The sequence below is a fragment of the Rubrivirga marina genome (assembly GCF_002283365.1).
Lineage (GTDB): Bacteria > Bacteroidota > Rhodothermia > Rhodothermales > Rubricoccaceae > Rubrivirga > Rubrivirga marina.
Genome location: NZ_MQWD01000001.1, coordinates 2,656,793 through 2,671,889 on the forward strand (window position 1 = coordinate 2,656,793; position 15,097 = coordinate 2,671,889).

The following is a 15,097-nucleotide window of genomic DNA, read 5'->3' on the forward strand; positions in this document are numbered from 1 at the left end:
CGTGGCGAAGGCACCGACGCCCCAAAAGACGGCCGGCAACCCCCCGTCGCCTCCGGCTGACGGCCCGGAAGAGGTGTGAGCGAGTCGTGGCCCGACCGGTTCGAAAAGGCCGGCCTGCTGGAGCGGGCCGGCCTCCTCGGCGGTGGCGCGGTCCGCCTCCTGGCCAACGCGATCGACAAAGGGCTCGACCGGGCCGCCGCGATCGCCGTCGACGCCAAGCAGGCCTTCGACCGCGAGCTCGACCCCAACATGACGGACGCCCGCGTACTCGAAGAGTGGGACGACCGGGCCGACAATCCGGCCGACGACGCGTAGACGCTACGCGGCCAGCGCCTGTGCGGCCTGGACGCCCGCGAACCTCGGGTGCGCCACGCGCTGCACCATCAGCTGGCCGTCGGCGGCCGACGTGAGCTCCACGTCGAGGAGCCCGTGTGCCGACATCTCGATGACGACGGCGTGCCCGAGGCGGGACGTGTCGTCGCCGGCCTCGCCCGCCTCAGGGCGGAGCCACTGGGCCGCGAGCCGGTTGATCTCGACCCACGAGAGCTGACCGAACGGCGCGCGCGACGACGCCGACAGGATCTCGATGACGAAGTCGGTCGCGTAGGAGAGCGTGTCGGCGAGCGGGGGACGGGACATCGGCGTCGGGGGCGCGTGGCGTACCGGAACGTCGCCTAGGGGGTGTGACAACCCTGTGACGCGGCATCCCAAAGGGCTCTATCGCGCCTCGGGCACCAGGGGCAGCGACCCGGCGGGTCGGAGTGTGACCGAGGCGTGGGCGTCCGGCGCGGGGCCGGCCATCCGGAGCCGCCAACGCTGTGCGATCGTGGCCATCACCAGCACGCCCTCCGCCCAGGCGAACTGCTCGCCGATGCACCCGCGCCGACCGACGCTGAAGGGGAGGTACGCGAACTTGTGCCGCTTCACGCGGGCCTCGGCCTCGAACCGCTCGGGACGGAAGACGTCGGGCGCTTCCCAGAAACGCGGGTCGCGGTGGATGCCGGCGGGTGCGAACAGGATCATCGTCCGCGCGGGAATCGGGTGGTCGCCGAGCGTCATGTCGCGCGCGGCTTCCCGACCGACGACCCAGGCCGGCGGGTACAGCCGCATCGACTCCGCGAACACCTGGCGGGTGTATGACAGCCGGTCGAGCGCGTCGAACGACGGCGGCCCGCCCAGGGCGTCCACCTCGGCGTGGAGCTGGGCTTCGACCTCGGGGTGCTGGGCGATGAGGAGCCACGTCCACGCGAGCGCGGCAGCCGTCGTCTCGTGACCCGCGAGGAGGAGCGTCATGGCCTCGTCGCGGACCTCCTCGTCGGTCATCCCCTCGCCGGTGTCCTCGTTGCGCGCCTCGAGGAGCATCGCCAACAGGTCGTCGTGCGACTCGTGAGGCGCGGCCCGGCGTTCGTCGATCAGTCCGTAGACGACGGCGTCGAGCGACTGTCGGGCCCGGTCGGCGGTGCGGTTCGCCTGCGTCGGGAGCCACATCAGCTTGTCGGAGAACGGGTACTGTGTGCGGTCAAAGGCGACCATCGACTCGCGGACCGCTTCGCTCACGCGGTCGGCGTCCGAGAGGACGTCGGCCCCGAAGAGCGTCCGCCCGGCGATCGCAAGGGCGAGGCGGGTCATGGCTGCGGCGCCGTCGACCGGCTCGCCCTCGGCCCAGCGGTCGGCCTCGGCGCGGGCGAGGTTCACCATCGTCTGGCCGTAGAGGCGGAGGCGGCCGTGGTGGAAGGCCGGCAGCATGAGCTTCCGCTGGCGGGTGTGCACGGGCGGCTCGCTCGTGAGGAGCCCGTGCCCGAGGATCCGCGCCGCCAACCGCAGCCCGCGCGCCTTCGTGACGTCGGCGTTCCGGTCGACGAGCACCTCGCGGACAAGGTCGGGGTGGCGGACGAGGACGAGCCCGGGGAGGCCAGGCGCCGAGACCTCGACGAGGTCGCCGCCGACGGCGTTGAGGCGGGCGATCCCCGCGCGCATGTCCCGGAGGAACGTGAGCGTCAGGTCGAACGGGAAGCGGGCGGGGAAGCGGCGGACGTCGGTCATGGCGCCGATACCTGTGGTGGCACGTCGGAGATACGTCAGGTCGCGGGCCCACAGCGGGAAGGAGACGGGGGGAGCCCGGGGTGGCGTGGAGATCCGTTTCTTGGGCGGTCGGCCTCGGGGTTCGGCGCGCCATGACGTCGCCTCGACGCGACCGGCGCGTCGAGGGTCGGGGAGCACTCGGCAAAGAGGTTCAGGGGATGCCGTTCCCTCCGAAACTCCGCGAGCGGTCTCCCTGCGGACACACCCAGCGAGGGGAGGTGGGGAAGTCCCGTAGTGTGTAGGTTCCGCGGTTCCATCCCAGTCGGCCCAACTCCCTCCCACACATGACCCTCCGTCGTTCTCGGCTGCTCCCAGCCCTGCTCCTGGCGTTCCTCGCCATCCCCGCCTCGGCGCTCGCGTCGGACGACGTCCCCGCGCCGACCACCGTCACCGAGGACCGCCTCGTGTGGGACCTCCAGGTCGACGCCGTCGAGACGGCCATCGAACTCCGCGGTCCCGAGGGCGTCGTCGCCCGCCGCGTGTTCCAGGCCGGCGAGGTGCCGGCCTTCACCGCCGCCGACATCGCCGCCCTCGACCTCCCCGACGGCGAGTACCGCTACGACGTGCTCATCGTGACGACCGAGGCGGACGCTGATGACCCCGAAGCGCGCGTGGGCCTTACGCAGTCCGGTCCGTTCGCCATCCGGAGCGGCCGGTTCGTCGCCGTCATCGGGCCCGTCATCACGGGTAACCAGACGATCAGGGACTCGCTCTGCGTCGGGTTCGACTGCGCGGACTCGGAGTCGTACGGCTTCGAAACCCTTATGCTCAAGGAGAACAACACGCGCATCCGGTTCTTCGACACGAGTGCGCAAGGCGGCTTCTCGTCGCGGGACTGGTGGCTCGTCGCCAACAGCAGCCAGAACGGGGGGGCGAGCTACTTCGCGATCCAAGACGCCGGTGACGATGGGTCCATCGCGAACGACATCCTCCGCGTGGCGGGCGGGGCCCCGGCCCGGTCGCTGTGGATCGACGAGCAGGGGGATCTGGCCCTCGGGACGGAGAGTGGCGCTGCGACCACCGAGATCCACGTGGCGGACGGCGACACGCCGACGCTCCGGCTGGAGCAGGACGGGTCGAGCGGGTTCGCGACGCGGACCTGGGACCTCGCCGGGAACGAGACGAACTTCTTCGTCCGCGACGTCAACAATGGCAGCGCGCTCCCCCTCCGCATCCTCGCCGGGTCCCCGGGCAACCAGGTCCTGGTCGGTCCGAGCGGCGTCGAGGTGAACAAGCAGACCAACTCGGGCAGCCCGAAGGCCGGGTACGGCTTCTTTGCCAATGGGGTCGCCGGGGCCGATCGGATGCTCGTCGGGTTCGACGACGTCACAACGGCCGCCCTGAACACGGACCTCGAGGTCGAGGGCCTCGCCCGCTTCCGCGCCAACACCCGGACCGACGGGACCGCCCTCTTCTTCGGCGGCGCCGACTTCCGCTCTGGCATCATCGGCCGGGGGACGCTCGCCTTCCAGGCCGACTACTCCACGACGACGCCGTACGTCTTTCAGATCCGCAACACCGCTACGGCAACCAACCTATTTCGCCTTGACAACGGGGGGAACCTGACGATCTCGGGGGCGCTGTTCCAGGCGTCCGACGTGGACCGGAAGGACGCCGTCGTCGCCGTCGATGCAGAGGCCGTGCTTGAGGGCGTCGTCGGCCTCCCGCTCTCGACGTGGCAGTACACCGGGTCCGACGTGACGCACCTCGGCCCGATGGCCCAGGACTTCTACAGAGCGTTCGGCCTCGGGCAGGGTGAGACGACGATTTCAATGGTCGACGCCGACGGCGTCGCTCTGGCCGCGATCCAGGCGCTCCACACGCGGAATGAGGCGGCGCAGGCTCGCATTGCTCAGCTCGAGGCCGCCAACGCCGCGCTGGCTGAGCGCCTGGCCCGCATCGAGGCGCTCCTCGGGCCCACCCATGAGTAAGCGCGTCTCACCACCCCTCCAGCCTACCCGACCCATGACTGTTCTACTTCGCACGGCCGCTACCCTCGGGCTCGCTCTCGGATTCGCCGCGGCTCCGTTCGCCCAGGTTCACGTCGCCCCCGACGACGCCGACGAGCCGGGGCGGGTGATCGTCGATGAGCCGTCGTCGCTGGGCTTCCAAGTCGTCGATGACCAAGACCCGCTCTCCATCCAGGCGGCTCGTGCACCCGCGCGGCGCACCGAGGCGGCCCACGCTGAGCCGACTTGGGAGACAGACGCTGAGGCGGTGCCTGGGGCGGTGTTCGTGCCCGCGGCCCGTGTGGACGTCGGGCCGCTCGAAGACGGGCGTGACCGGGCTCTTGTGAGGGGGGCACCTGCGGTCGCCGTCACCGGCGAACTCGCCGACGGTCGGCTGGCGACGTTCGTCCCGAGCCGAGAGGTAGCGATCGTCTACACGGGCCCGCTTAGGGACGGCCGACCGGACGGCGTCCGGGGGACGCCGGTCGTGTCAGACGACGCGCCGGCCGTCGTGCCGTTCGGCCGTGCCAGGGTCGAGACGGCCAGTCCGGCCCGCTTCGTGGTCCTGCCGAACCCCGCCTCGACGGAGGCGTGGGTGGAGTTGGTCCCCGCAGCACCGTCTCGGGCCACCATCACGGTGTTCGACGTTCGCGGCCGTGAGGTTCTGACGGCCTTCGATGGGCCGGTCGCGCCGGGCTCGCCCTCGCGGGTCCGCCTAGACCTGTCCCCGCTCTCGGCCGGCGCGTACGTGGTCACCGTCGAGATCGACGGGGCGCGGGTGAGCGAGACCATCCAGGTCGTCCGCTAGCCTGCGCGCGTAGGGGCCGGCAGGGCGCCCTGGGCCTCCGGGCCCAGGGCGCCTTTTTTGACGACGGGCGTGAAATTGCACGGCCACTGGTGTACGTTGCCTCCGCGCGCAGAGGCGCGCAGTCGTCACCCTTGATGAGAGCCCTGGCTGGAGGAGGCCAGGGCTCTCGTCTTTTGTCGGGTCTGGTGGTCGTGGTCCTGCCGCTCGGGTCACGGGCATGCGCTCGGTGACGTGCGTCGGACCCTCCGATGGGCGTCCGGGTATCACGACACGTCACCCCCCAGATCCCATGAGTCGCATCTTCCTTCTCGCCGCGTTCGCGCTCATCGTCTCCGCGTGCGAGCCCGCCGACGAGTCGGCTGAGGCCCCTCCCGTCGACTCCGGCGAGATCGTCGCCTCCGAGGACACGACGGCCACGGCGGACATCCTCGACCCGGATGGCGCCGCGCCGTTCAACCTCAACACGGCCACCGCCGAGCAGTTCGCCACGATTCCAGGCGTCGGCGAGCGGATGATCCACGAGTTCGAGGAGTACCGGCCGTACACCAGCATCGAGCAGTTCCGCCAGGAGATCGGCAAGTACGTCGATGAGGACGTCGTGGCGGGCTACGAGGAGTATGTCTTCGTGCCAGTGAACCCGAACGAGGCCTCTGTCGCCACGATGATGCAGCTTCCAGGCGTCACGTCGGAGGCCGAGGCTCAGCAGCTCGTGGATGGCCGGCCGTACGCATCGGAGGACGCGTTCCTGACGGCGTACGAGTCGATCGCCGGCGAGCCCGACGCGGCCTCGGCGAGCGTCTACGTCGAGTACGAGTAGTGGCCGCCGAGCCTTGGCTCCGGCGGTTCTTGCTGGCGATGGCCGTGACGACCTACGTCGCGGCGGCCGTCGAGCTGGCCCTCGTGGAGCACTACGAGGGGTGGCAGCAGATCCTGCCGTTCGTGACGATCGGCTTGGGCGTGGCGGCCGCGGCCTGGGCGTGGGCGTCGCCGAGGCGCTCCTCGATCCGGTCGGCCCGGTGGGCCGGCGTGCTCGCCACGGTGACCGCCCTGGCCGGCGTGTACTTCCACGTCGAGGGCAACCTCGGCTTCGCCCGGGAGGTCCGTCCGGACTCCCGCGGGGTCGAGCTCACGTGGGACGCGCTCAGTGGGGTCAACCCGCTCCTCGCGCCGGGCATGATCGCGCTGGCCGGTCTGCTGGCCGCCGCGGCGACGTACCGGCACCCCGCGCTGGCCGGTGGGCGCTGACCGCAGCTCCCCCCGCCTCGGCGCCGAGGCGGGGGGCCAAGACGGACCGGAGCGGATGGGCTACGGTGCTCGATCTGCGGGTGCCGTCGGCGACCTCACCTCGCCCGGTTCATGACGGGCTCACCCGGCGGCGTCGGCTCGGGGTCGCCGTCCGAGACGACGACGGGCGAGCCGTTCGAGGGCGGGCCGGCGAGCTGTTTCTCCCGGTCCGAGATCGTGAACAGCTCCGCGGGGTCCTCGACCGCCTCGTTCTCGAGCAGGAGGTCGAGAGCCTCCGGGATGCGCTTGACGTAGGTCACGTCGAGCCCCTCCACGGCCTCGTCCTTGATCTCGTCGACGTCCGTCTTGTTCTTCTCCGGGAGGACGACGCAGGAGATGCCCGCGCGGCGGGCGGCGAGCACCTTCTCCTTGATCCCGCCGACCGGCAGCACGAGCCCGCGAAGGGTGATCTCGCCCGTCATCGCCACGTCGTGCCGCACGCGGCGGCGCGTGTAGATCGACGTCAGCGCGGCCGTCATGGCCACGCCCGCGCTCGGGCCGTCCTTCGGGATGGCGCCGGCCGGGACGTGGACGTGGAGGTCCCAGTAGCGGAACGCGTCGGCCGGGATGCCGAGGTCGTCGGCGTTGGCGCGGACCCACGACTGGGCCGCCTGCGCGCTCTCGCGCATCACGTCGCCCAGCTTGCCCGTCAGCGTCATCTTGCCGGTCCCGCGGCTGACCGAGGCCTCGATAAACAGGATGTCGCCGCCGACGGGCGTCCACGCCAGGCCGGTCGCGACGCCCGGCACCTCCGTCCGCTCGGCCACGTCGTTGAAGTACTTCCGCCCGCCGAGGATGTCCGGGACGTCGTCGGCCGTGATGTCGCCGCGGTCGGCCTCGTCGAGGGCCACCGTCTTGGCAACGCTCCGGACCACCGACCCGATCGTCCGCTCGAGCTGGCGGACGCCGGACTCGCGCGTGTAGCCCTCCACGAGAAGCAGGAGCGCGTCGTCGGTGATCGAGAACTGGTCCTCCTTGAGGCCGTTGCGCTCGCTCTGGCGCGGCACGAGGTACCGCTTGGCGATCGCCAGTTTTTCGGACGGCGTGTAGCCGTTGATCTCGATCGTCTCCATCCGGTCGCGGAGCGGCGGCGGGATCGTCTCGAGGTAGTTGGCGGTCGCGATGAAGAGGACCTTCGAGAGGTCGTAGTCGAGCTCGAGGTAGTGGTCGTTGAACGAGTCGTTCTGCTCGGGGTCGAGAACTTCGAGGAGGGCGGAGGCCGGGTCGCCCCGGAAGTCGGTCCCCAGCTTGTCGACCTCGTCGAGCATAAAGACCGGGTTGCTCGTGCCCGTCCGCTTGAGGCCCTGGATGATCCGGCCCGGGAGCGCGCCGATGTACGTCCGCCGGTGGCCGCGGATCTCGGCCTCGTCGCGGACGCCGCCGAGGCTGATCCGGTGGAACTCGCGCCCGAGCGCCCGCGCGATGCTCTTGCCCAGCGACGTCTTGCCGACGCCCGGCGGGCCGTAGAAGAGCAGGATCGGCGCCTTCATGTCGCCCTTCAGCTTGAGCACGGCGAGGTACTCCAGGATCCGTTTCTTGACGTCGTCGAGGCCGTAGTGGTCCTCGTTGAGGACGTCCTCGGCGCGGGCGATGTCGAGCTTGTCCTCGGACGTGTGGCCCCACGGGAGGTCGAGGATCGTCTCGGCGTAGTTCCGGACGACGCCGTACTCGGGGCTCGCGGGGTTCGTCCGCGCCAGCTTCGTCAGTTCCTTTTCGAGCGCCTCGATGACCTCCTCGGGGAGCTCGCCGCGCTTTTCGTCGAGCTTGTCGCGGAGCTCGTCGGCGTCGCGCGAGGAGCCTTCGGTCTCGCCGAGCTCGTCCTGGATGGCCTTGAGCTGTTGGCGGAGGAAGAACTCCCGCTGCTGCTGGTCGACGTCGGTCTTGACCTTCGACCGGATCTCCTCCGAGATCTCCAGCACGCGGACCTCCTGCTCGAGGTAGTCGAGCACGAGCTGCGAGCGGTCGAGGAGGGGCCGCGTCTCCAAGAGGTCCTGCTTTTTCTCGACGTCGATCTGGAGGTTCGACGCGATAAAGTGGACGAGGAACGACGGGCTCTCGATGTTCTGGATCGCGTAAGCCGCCTCGGAGGGCAGGTTCGGCGAGAGGTTGACGATCTGGACCGCCAACTCCTTGATGCTCCGCACGCGGGCGTCGAGCTCGACCGGGTCGACCTCCTCGGGGTCGTCCTCGTCGACGGCGCGGACGCGGGCCGTGAGGTAGGGGTCGAGCTGCTCGTACTCCTCGACTTCGATCCGCCGCTTGCCCTGGATGACGATCGAGACCGACCCGTCGGGCATCTTGATCAGCTTGAGGATCGTGGCCGCCGCGCCGACGCGGTACAGGTCGTCGGGCCCGGGGGTCTCGACCTCGGCGCGCTTCTGGGCGACCACGCCCACCAGCCGGTCGCCGGCGTAGGCGTCCTTGACCAGCTGGAGGCTCGCGTCGCGCCCGACCGTGATGGGCAGGACCACGCCCGGGTACAGCACCGTGTTGCGGAGCGTGAGGATCGGGAGCGTCTCCGGGATCGATGACGTGTGCATCTCACGCTCCTCGTCGGGCGTGAGGAGCGGGATCGTCTGCTCGGGGTCGTCCTGCACGAGGTGGAGAGTCGGTCGCATTCGGAGGCGGGGTCGGGCGGGTGGCACGCCGAGGCGGCGTGCGTCGGTCCGCCGGAGCATCGGCGGGGGAGGGCGGAGGGTAAACTCACGGGCCGCCCATCGTGTCCCCCGTTCGCCGAATCGTCTCGTGCGCGTCGCTCGCCCGTCCGACCTCCTGGTGCCCGCCCTCGGCGGGGCCCTCTTCGCCCTGATCGCCGGGCTCGTCGGGGCGCGCGCGGCCGGCCTCGGCGTCGGGCTGGCCGTCGGCCTCGGCGTATGGGCGGGGGTTCTCGGGTGGGCGCTGCGTCGTCCGCTCCGGCGGCTCCGCGTCGCGCGGCGCGCGCTCCCGCAGGCCTCCCGTGACTGGATCGCCGACCACGTCCGCCTCTACGGCACGCTCGACGACAGGGGTCGCCGGCGGTTCGAGCGCGACGTGGCGTTCGCCCTCGACGGGCTCACGTTCGAGGGCGCGGGCGGGGCCAAGGCGACCGACGAACTCCGGCTGATGGTCGCCGCCGGCGCCGCGCTCCTCCTCCACGGCCGCCCGGATTGGGAGCTCCCGACCGAGCGGACCGTCCTCCTCGTGCCCGACACGTTCGACGAGGCCTACGGCGACGAGGAGCCCGGCGTCTACGACGGGATGGTCCACCACCAGGGGCCGATCGTCCTCTCGACGCGGGCCGTCCAAGATGGCTGGGCGTACGAGGATGGCCACAACGTCGTCCTCCACGAGCTGGCCCACGTGTTCGACTTCGAGGGCTGGGAGGCCGACGGCGTCCCGAGCTTTCTCGACCCGCGCTCGGCCGAGGCGTGGACGACGCTGATGCGCCGCGAGATGCGCCGGGCGGAGCGGGGCCAGGGCGTCCTCCGGGCGTACGCTGCCAGCGCGCCGGCCGAGCTGTTCGCCGTCGCCACGGAGCAGTTCTTCGAGCGGCCCGCGCGCTTGCGGAACCATCACTCCGAGCTGTTCGACGCGCTCGTCGCGTTCTACAACCTCACGCCGCCCGACGAGCCGGAGCTCGGCGCGGGCGAGAGCCTCATGTCTCGTCGCTGGTCGTGACGCGACGACCCCGCCCGGCTCGGGGCCGAGGCGGGCCGGCTCACGCGCCGGGCGCCATCGCCCGCACGGCCGCGTCGAGCACGTCGATCTGGAACGGCTTCTTGACGACGGCCGCCACGTCGTCCCCGTCGGCCTCGGCGTCCGTGTCGCCGGTCAGGAGGAGGACCGGCAGCCCCGGGTGCCGCTGGCGGATGGCGGCCGCCAGCTCTCGCCCGCTCATGTCGGGCATCGAGAGGTCCGTGACGACGGCGTCGACGGCCGTCCCGTCGGCGAGGGCCGCCAGCGCGGCGGGGCCGCCGTTGACCTCGGTGACGTCGTGGCCGCGCAGGCGGAGGAGCTTCGACGTGACCGTCCGGACCATCGGCTCGTCGTCGACGACGAGGAGCCGGATGCCGGGGGCGGCGGTGGCGGGGGCCGCCGCTGGCCGTGCGGTCTCGGGGGCGGGCGTGCCCGTCGAGAACGGGAAGACGAGGCGGAAGAGCGTTCCCCGGCCCGGCTCGCTCTCGATCTCGATCCGCCCGTTGTGCTCCTGGACGATCCCCTGGCTCATCGTGAGCCCCATGCCCGAGCCGCCCGAGCCCTTCGTCGTGAAGAGTGGCTCGAACACGCGCCGCTTCACGCTCTCGGTCATCCCCACGCCCGTGTCGCCGATCTCGATGATGGCGGCACGGTCGCGGCGGGAGGTCGTGAGCGTGAGCGTCCCGCCGGCCGGCATCGCCTGGACCGCGTTGAGGACGAGGTTGACGAGGACCTCCCGGAGCTCCGTCGGCGTGCCGAGGATGGCCGGCACCGGGCGGAGCTCGGTCTCGACCCGGATCGCGATGCCCTGCCGACGGGGCTCGTTGTGCCAGTACGGCCGGGTGAGGGTCAGGACCTCCTGGACGATGGCGTGCAGCGCGACCGGCACGGCCCGCTCCTGCTTCTCGTTGCGGATGTACTGCTGGATCTTGCGGACGAGCGCGGCGCCGTCGCCGGCGGCCTGTTCGAGGGCCTTCAGGTGGCCGTGCGTCTCGCCGTCGGCCCCGAGGCGGAGGAGGTCGGAGCGCAGCAGCTCCGCGTGCCCGATGACCGCTGTGAGGAGGTTGTTGAAGTCGTGGGCCACCCCCATCGTCATCCGGCCGAGCATCTCCATCCGCCGCCGCCGCGTCTGCTCGGCCGCCCAACTCGCCGGCTCCCGCATGACCTCGCCGTGGATCGAGACGGGGTACCGGCCGGGCTCGGACTGGGGCAGGCGGACGGGGTGGAAGTGGAGGAGGACGGGTAACGGCCCGTCTCCCAGGCCGCCCTCGACGAGGAACACCTCGTTCGTGACCGCCCCGCCGCGCGAGGCCTCGACCGTGTGCTCCTGGGCGAACCGCGCGTCCTCGATCGGGAGCCGGCCCCACAGCCCGTCGTCGCCGAAGATGTCGCGCCACGCTTCGTTGCAGTCGAGCCGCCGCCCGGCGGCGTCGGTCAGCGCCGTCAGGAGCTCGGGGGCGACGTAGGGGAGGCTCGGCGTGGGCTCCATGCCGGAAGGTAGAGCGTGGATGGGCGGACAGGGCAGAGGGGGAATTCTGGCAGCCCCCTGTGTTCTGGCCTACGAGGCCGGCTGGGTGTCGCCGCCTCGGTGCCGAGGCGGACCCGGCCGAAGATCCGCCCTCACAGTCCGCGTTCGCGGAGGGCGTCGCAGTGGGCCTCGAAAAAGGCGAGCGAGTCGTAGGCCGGCGAGGCCGTCCAGCGGAGGCCGATCTGGCGGGCGTGGTCGGCGTCGAGCGTGCCGAGGCGCTCCCCCCACCAGCCCGAGTCCGTCGGGACGATGCCGTCGTTGATCCCGGCGAGCCCGTGGAGGATGCGGTTGGGGACGACGAGCGGCGGGTACATGGGCACGTCCGTGCCCTTGCCCGCGCGGCCGGCGTACGAGGCGCACCACGCGTCCGGGACCGTCTCGTCCGGGGGGAAGCGGTCGACCACGACGTCGGGCGCCAACTCGGCCAGGGCCGCCTCGGCGTGCGGCGGGGCCGACTCATAGGCGGCCCGGCCCACGAACTCCATCACCCCGATGGCCCACGCCCGGAGCCGCTCCGGCCGGTCGAGCACGAACGGCGCCAGCGCCGAGCCGCGGTGGGGCGTCGAGACCGTCACGAGGCTCGCGAATCGTCCGGCCCAGCGCTCGTCGCGGGCGAGGGCGCGCGCGTCGAGGCCGCCCGTCGAGAACCCGACGAGGTTGAGCCGGTCGGCACCGGTCTCGTCGAGCACGCGCTCGAGCCGGTCCGCCCACGAGACGGCGCGGACGTCGACGGTGTCGTAGGGGTTGACGTGCGGCGCGTAGGCCCAGACGCCGCGGGCCCGGAGGTGCATGGCCTCGGCGTGGAGCACGCCGCCCTGCATCAGGTTGGCGAGTGCGCCGAAGCCGTGGAGCAGGACCACGGGGTAGCGCGTCGGGCGGAGCGGCGGCTGGGGCATCGGCTCCAACTCGACGGCCCGTCGCGCGACGGCCTCGGCGCGGCGGGTCAGCCCGGAGAGCATCGGGGCGGGGCGAGGAGGCGGGGGGGCGTCATCAAAGGACCGCCCACATGGCGAGGCCCGAGAGCACGGGGACGCGGAAGTTGTCGTTGACCGGGATCGGGAGCGCCTCCAGCGCGGCGCCGACGACGGCGCCGACGCCACACCCGACGACCGTCAGCCCGACCGACGGCCACGTGGTCACGGCGAGCCCCGTCAGGAACGCGGCCACGACGTACGCCGCGGTGCCCTCGACCGACTTCGGCGAGCCCGGCCACTTCGTCCGCCCGAACCGCCGACCGAGCACGGCCGCGGCCCCGTCGCCCACCATCAGCATCGCGAGCGCGGCGGCTCCGACGCCCGGCGGGAACAGCCAGACACAGGCGGCGGCCGAGAGGCACATCCACACGGCCCCATTGAACACGATCGGCCCCCCGAACTCGGGCAGCTCCTCGGGCCGCATCATCCATCCGAACACGCGGTCGACGAGGAGGTCGTGGACCGCCGCGACCCGCTGGCGGGCCACGTCGAGCGCGACGGCGAGCACGGCGAGCGTGGTCAGCACGACCCGGGCGAGCGTCGTCGGCAAGACGAGGATCGCGAAGGGGAGCACGAGCGCGCCGAGGTGGATCGCCTTGCGCTGGAGCTCGACGCGGTAGGGGAGGACGGGGACGTGGTCGCTCACGCGCGGAACATACGCGGGGACGGCCGCCGTTCCCGCGGCTCACCCGCCCGCCCGCCGATGCGCGCCCTCGTCATGCTCCCGCTCCTCCTCGCCCTCGCCGCCTGCGGCTCTGACGGCGACTACGCCGACGACATGCGCCACCAGCACGACGGCGACACGCCCGACGCGACCGGCATGACCGACGGCGCCGACGCGGAGGGCGTCGTCACCGAGACCGTCCCGTACGCGACCGTCGGCGGGGAGACCGTCACGGGGTACCTCGCCCGCCCGGAGGGCGCCGAGGCCGGCCTCCCCGGCGTCATCGTGATCCAGGAGTGGTGGGGCCTCAACGAGAACATCGAGGCGATGGCGCGGCGGCTCGCGGCCCAGGGCTACGCCGCGCTCGCGGTCGACCTCTACGGCGGGCAGGTCGCCACGACGCCCGACTCGGCGATGGCGTTCATGCGCGAGGCGATGAGCCGAGAGGACGCGCTGACCGACAACGTCCGCCAGGCCTACGCCTTCCTCGCCGACAGCCTCGGCGCCCCGCGTGTCGGGTCGATCGGCTGGTGCTTCGGCGGGATGTGGTCGCTGCGGACGGCGCTCGCGCTCCCAGACCAACTCGATGCGGCCGTGATCTACTACGGCCGGCCCGTCACCGAGGCGGACCGACTCGCGGCGCTCTCGATGCCCGTCCTCGCCCTGTTCGGCGGCGCCGACGACTCGATCCCGGCCGACACCGTCGCGGCGTTCGACCGGGCGCTCGCCGAGGCCGGCGTGGCCCACACCGTCCACACGTACCCGGGGGCGGCGCACGCCTTCGCCAACCCGTCCGGCCAGGCCTACGACGCGGAGGCCGCCGAGGACGCGTGGGCGCGCACGACGGCCTTCCTCGCCGAGCACCTGACGCCCCCCGCCTCGGGCGGCGACGCCGCGGAGTAACCCGCTCGGCTCAGGTCCGATCGCTCAGCCAGCGGTCGATCTCGGCGCGGAAGGTGGCCGCGGCTTCGGCGGGGTCGTCCGCGCACGTCACGGCCGAGAGGACGGCGACGCCCCACGCGCCGGCGTCGAGACACGGCCCCACGCGCTCCGGCGTGATCCCGGCGATCGCGACGACGGGGATCGAGACGGCCTCGCAGGCCGCGCGCAACCCGTCGAGTCCCTTGACCGACGCCGGGTTCGCCTTCGAGGCCGTCGGGAAGACCGGGCCGAACCCGACGTAGTCGGCCCCCTCCGCCTCGGCGGCGGCGGCGCCCTGGGCGGTCGTGGCCGTCGCGCCGACGAGGAACGGCTCCCCGAGGCGGTCGGCGACGGCCCGGGCGTAGCGGACCGGGAGGTCGGTCTGGCCGAGGTGGACGCCCGTGGCGCCGGCCGCCAGCGCGAGGTCGAGGTGATCGTCGACGAGGCACGGGACGCCGGCGCTGTGGCACCGCTCGACCGTTGGGAGAAGTCCCGAGAGGAGGTCCCGGGGCCCGCCCGATTTCTGCCGGAACTGGATCGTGTCGGCGCCGCCCTCGATGGCCGCGCCCGCGACCGCCGCGTGCGAGAAGCGCGTCTGGAGGGCGGTATCGGTGAGGACGTGGAGGCGCCCGAGCGGCGGCGTCGGCATGGGGCGGGGAGGGGAGGGGAAGATCGCGTGCCCAGGCGGCGTCGGCGCGCCGGACGGCCCCGAGTCTCCGTAGGTTCCGGCTGCCCCCCGCGCCCCTCCCCATGGCCGACACGCCCACGCGAGCGCTCGTCGTCGACGACGAGACCGACGTCCAGTTTCTCTTCACCCAGAAGTTCCGCCGCGAGGTTCGGAAGGGGTTGCTGGAGTTCGTGTTCGCCACGAGCGGAGAGGAGGCGCTCGAGAAGCTCCGAACGGGCGAGGCGGCCGACGTCGTCGTCGTCCTGTCCGACATCAACATGCCGGGGATGAGCGGGCTCGACCTGCTGGCCGAGATCACGCGCGAGTTCCCCGACGTCGAGGTCTACATGGTCACGGCCTACGACGACAACCAGCTCGAGTCGACGGCGCTTCAGGGCGGCGCCCGTGGCTACCTCACCAAGCCCATCGACTTCGGCACGTTGAAGGGCGAGGTGTTCGGGATCGAGGCCGCGTAGGCGGGTCGGGGGACGCTTGGATCGAGGCCCCGGCCCGTGCGACGATCGGGTCCGCGCGGTGTCGAACCA

15 protein-coding genes are annotated in these 15,097 nt (G+C 72.1%); 8 read left to right on the forward strand and 7 right to left on the reverse strand.

Features of this window, described 5'->3' with window-relative positions:
* The first annotated feature begins 75 nt into the window (after positions 1-75).
* Positions 76-315, forward strand: a complete 240-nt coding sequence (locus BSZ37_RS11010; protein WP_095510602.1) for a hypothetical protein — start codon at positions 76-78, stop codon at positions 313-315.
* 3 nt (positions 316-318) lie between these two features.
* Here BSZ37_RS11010 and BSZ37_RS11015 read toward each other — a convergent pair whose 3' ends face one another.
* Positions 319-639, reverse strand: a complete 321-nt coding sequence (locus tag BSZ37_RS11015) for a hypothetical protein (RefSeq protein ID WP_095510603.1) — start codon at positions 637-639, stop codon at positions 319-321.
* A gap of 78 nt (positions 640-717) precedes the next feature.
* The gene (locus BSZ37_RS11020) at positions 718-2,043 is read right to left on the reverse strand and encodes a cytochrome P450 (RefSeq protein WP_095510604.1); all 1,326 of its coding nucleotides are present in this window, start codon (positions 2,041-2,043) and stop codon (positions 718-720) included.
* 323 nt (positions 2,044-2,366) lie between these two features.
* Between BSZ37_RS11020 and BSZ37_RS11025 the strand changes: the two genes are divergently transcribed.
* The 4 genes from BSZ37_RS11025 to BSZ37_RS11040 all read left to right on the forward strand — a co-directional run bounded on the left by BSZ37_RS11025 (position 2,367) and on the right by BSZ37_RS11040 (position 6,084).
* Positions 2,367-4,013, forward strand: a complete 1,647-nt coding sequence (locus tag BSZ37_RS11025; RefSeq protein ID WP_095510605.1) for a tail fiber domain-containing protein — start codon at positions 2,367-2,369, stop codon at positions 4,011-4,013.
* Positions 4,014-4,047: 34 nt separating this feature from the next.
* On the forward strand, positions 4,048-4,839 hold the full coding sequence (locus tag BSZ37_RS11030; protein ID WP_179299579.1) for a T9SS type A sorting domain-containing protein: 792 nt from the start codon (positions 4,048-4,050) through the stop codon (positions 4,837-4,839).
* A 289-nt stretch (positions 4,840-5,128) separates the two neighbouring features.
* Positions 5,129-5,656 carry a ComEA family DNA-binding protein gene (locus BSZ37_RS11035; protein ID WP_179299580.1) on the forward strand — a complete coding sequence of 176 codons (528 nt, stop codon included), beginning with the start codon at positions 5,129-5,131 and terminating at the stop codon, positions 5,654-5,656.
* Positions 5,656-6,084 (forward strand): hypothetical protein, encoded by a 429-nt coding sequence (locus BSZ37_RS11040; protein ID WP_095510608.1) that lies wholly within the window; start codon positions 5,656-5,658, stop codon positions 6,082-6,084. The genes BSZ37_RS11035 and BSZ37_RS11040 overlap by 1 nt, the downstream gene beginning before the upstream one ends.
* A 95-nt stretch (positions 6,085-6,179) precedes the next feature.
* On the opposite strand, the gene lon is transcribed toward BSZ37_RS11040, so the two are convergent.
* On the reverse strand, positions 6,180-8,741 hold the full coding sequence (gene lon / locus BSZ37_RS11045) for an endopeptidase La (RefSeq protein ID WP_095512366.1): 2,562 nt from the start codon (positions 8,739-8,741) through the stop codon (positions 6,180-6,182).
* Positions 8,742-8,868: 127 nt separating this feature from the next.
* Between lon and BSZ37_RS11050 the strand changes: the two genes are divergently transcribed.
* Positions 8,869-9,780 carry a M90 family metallopeptidase gene (locus tag BSZ37_RS11050; RefSeq protein WP_179299581.1) on the forward strand — a complete coding sequence of 304 codons (912 nt, stop codon included), beginning with the start codon at positions 8,869-8,871 and terminating at the stop codon, positions 9,778-9,780.
* A gap of 40 nt (positions 9,781-9,820) precedes the next feature.
* On the opposite strand, the gene BSZ37_RS11055 is transcribed toward BSZ37_RS11050, so the two are convergent.
* The 3 genes from BSZ37_RS11055 to BSZ37_RS11065 form a co-directional block, all read right to left on the reverse strand.
* The gene (locus tag BSZ37_RS11055; protein WP_095510609.1) at positions 9,821-11,287 is read right to left on the reverse strand and encodes a hybrid sensor histidine kinase/response regulator; all 1,467 of its coding nucleotides are present in this window, start codon (positions 11,285-11,287) and stop codon (positions 9,821-9,823) included.
* A gap of 131 nt (positions 11,288-11,418) precedes the next feature.
* Positions 11,419-12,285, reverse strand: a complete 867-nt coding sequence (locus BSZ37_RS11060) for an esterase/lipase family protein (RefSeq protein WP_095510610.1) — start codon at positions 12,283-12,285, stop codon at positions 11,419-11,421.
* Positions 12,286-12,316: 31 nt separating this feature from the next.
* Positions 12,317-12,946, reverse strand: coding sequence for a diacylglycerol/polyprenol kinase family protein (locus tag BSZ37_RS11065; RefSeq protein ID WP_095510611.1), 630 nt, complete (start codon positions 12,944-12,946; stop codon positions 12,317-12,319).
* A gap of 57 nt (positions 12,947-13,003) precedes the next feature.
* On the opposite strand from BSZ37_RS11065, the gene BSZ37_RS11070 reads away from it, so the two are divergent.
* Entirely contained in the window at positions 13,004-13,867 is an 864-nt protein-coding gene (locus tag BSZ37_RS11070) for a dienelactone hydrolase family protein (protein WP_095510612.1), read from the forward strand.
* A 10-nt stretch (positions 13,868-13,877) separates the two neighbouring features.
* Here BSZ37_RS11070 and thiE read toward each other — a convergent pair whose 3' ends face one another.
* Entirely contained in the window at positions 13,878-14,534 is a 657-nt protein-coding gene (gene thiE / locus BSZ37_RS11075) for a thiamine phosphate synthase (RefSeq protein WP_095510613.1), read from the reverse strand.
* A gap of 101 nt (positions 14,535-14,635) precedes the next feature.
* Between thiE and BSZ37_RS11080 the strand changes: the two genes are divergently transcribed.
* Complete coding sequence (locus BSZ37_RS11080; RefSeq protein ID WP_095510614.1) at positions 14,636-15,028, forward strand: response regulator transcription factor; 393 nt, start codon at positions 14,636-14,638, stop codon at positions 15,026-15,028.
* Positions 15,029-15,097 lie beyond the last annotated feature (69 nt).

Bases quoted from the DNA above. Each gene is read 5' to 3' on its own strand.
- BSZ37_RS11015 (WP_095510603.1), bottom strand. From the start codon at position 639: ATGTCCCGTCCCCCGCTCGCCGACACGCTCTCCTACGCGACCGACTTC.
- BSZ37_RS11020 (WP_095510604.1), bottom strand. From the start codon at position 2,043: ATGACCGACGTCCGCCGCTTCCCCGCCCGCTTCCCGTTCGACCTGACG.
- BSZ37_RS11025 (WP_095510605.1), top strand. From the start codon at position 2,367: ATGACCCTCCGTCGTTCTCGGCTGCTCCCAGCCCTGCTCCTGGCGTTC.
- BSZ37_RS11030 (WP_179299579.1), top strand. From the start codon at position 4,048: ATGACTGTTCTACTTCGCACGGCCGCTACCCTCGGGCTCGCTCTCGGA.
- BSZ37_RS11035 (WP_179299580.1), top strand. From the start codon at position 5,129: ATGAGTCGCATCTTCCTTCTCGCCGCGTTCGCGCTCATCGTCTCCGCG.
- lon (WP_095512366.1), bottom strand. From the start codon at position 8,741: ATGCGACCGACTCTCCACCTCGTGCAGGACGACCCCGAGCAGACGATC.
- BSZ37_RS11055 (WP_095510609.1), bottom strand. From the start codon at position 11,287: ATGGAGCCCACGCCGAGCCTCCCCTACGTCGCCCCCGAGCTCCTGACG.
- BSZ37_RS11060 (WP_095510610.1), bottom strand. From the start codon at position 12,285: ATGCTCTCCGGGCTGACCCGCCGCGCCGAGGCCGTCGCGCGACGGGCC.
- BSZ37_RS11070 (WP_095510612.1), top strand. From the start codon at position 13,004: ATGCGCGCCCTCGTCATGCTCCCGCTCCTCCTCGCCCTCGCCGCCTGC.
- thiE (WP_095510613.1), bottom strand. From the start codon at position 14,534: ATGCCGACGCCGCCGCTCGGGCGCCTCCACGTCCTCACCGATACCGCC.
- BSZ37_RS11080 (WP_095510614.1), top strand. From the start codon at position 14,636: ATGGCCGACACGCCCACGCGAGCGCTCGTCGTCGACGACGAGACCGAC.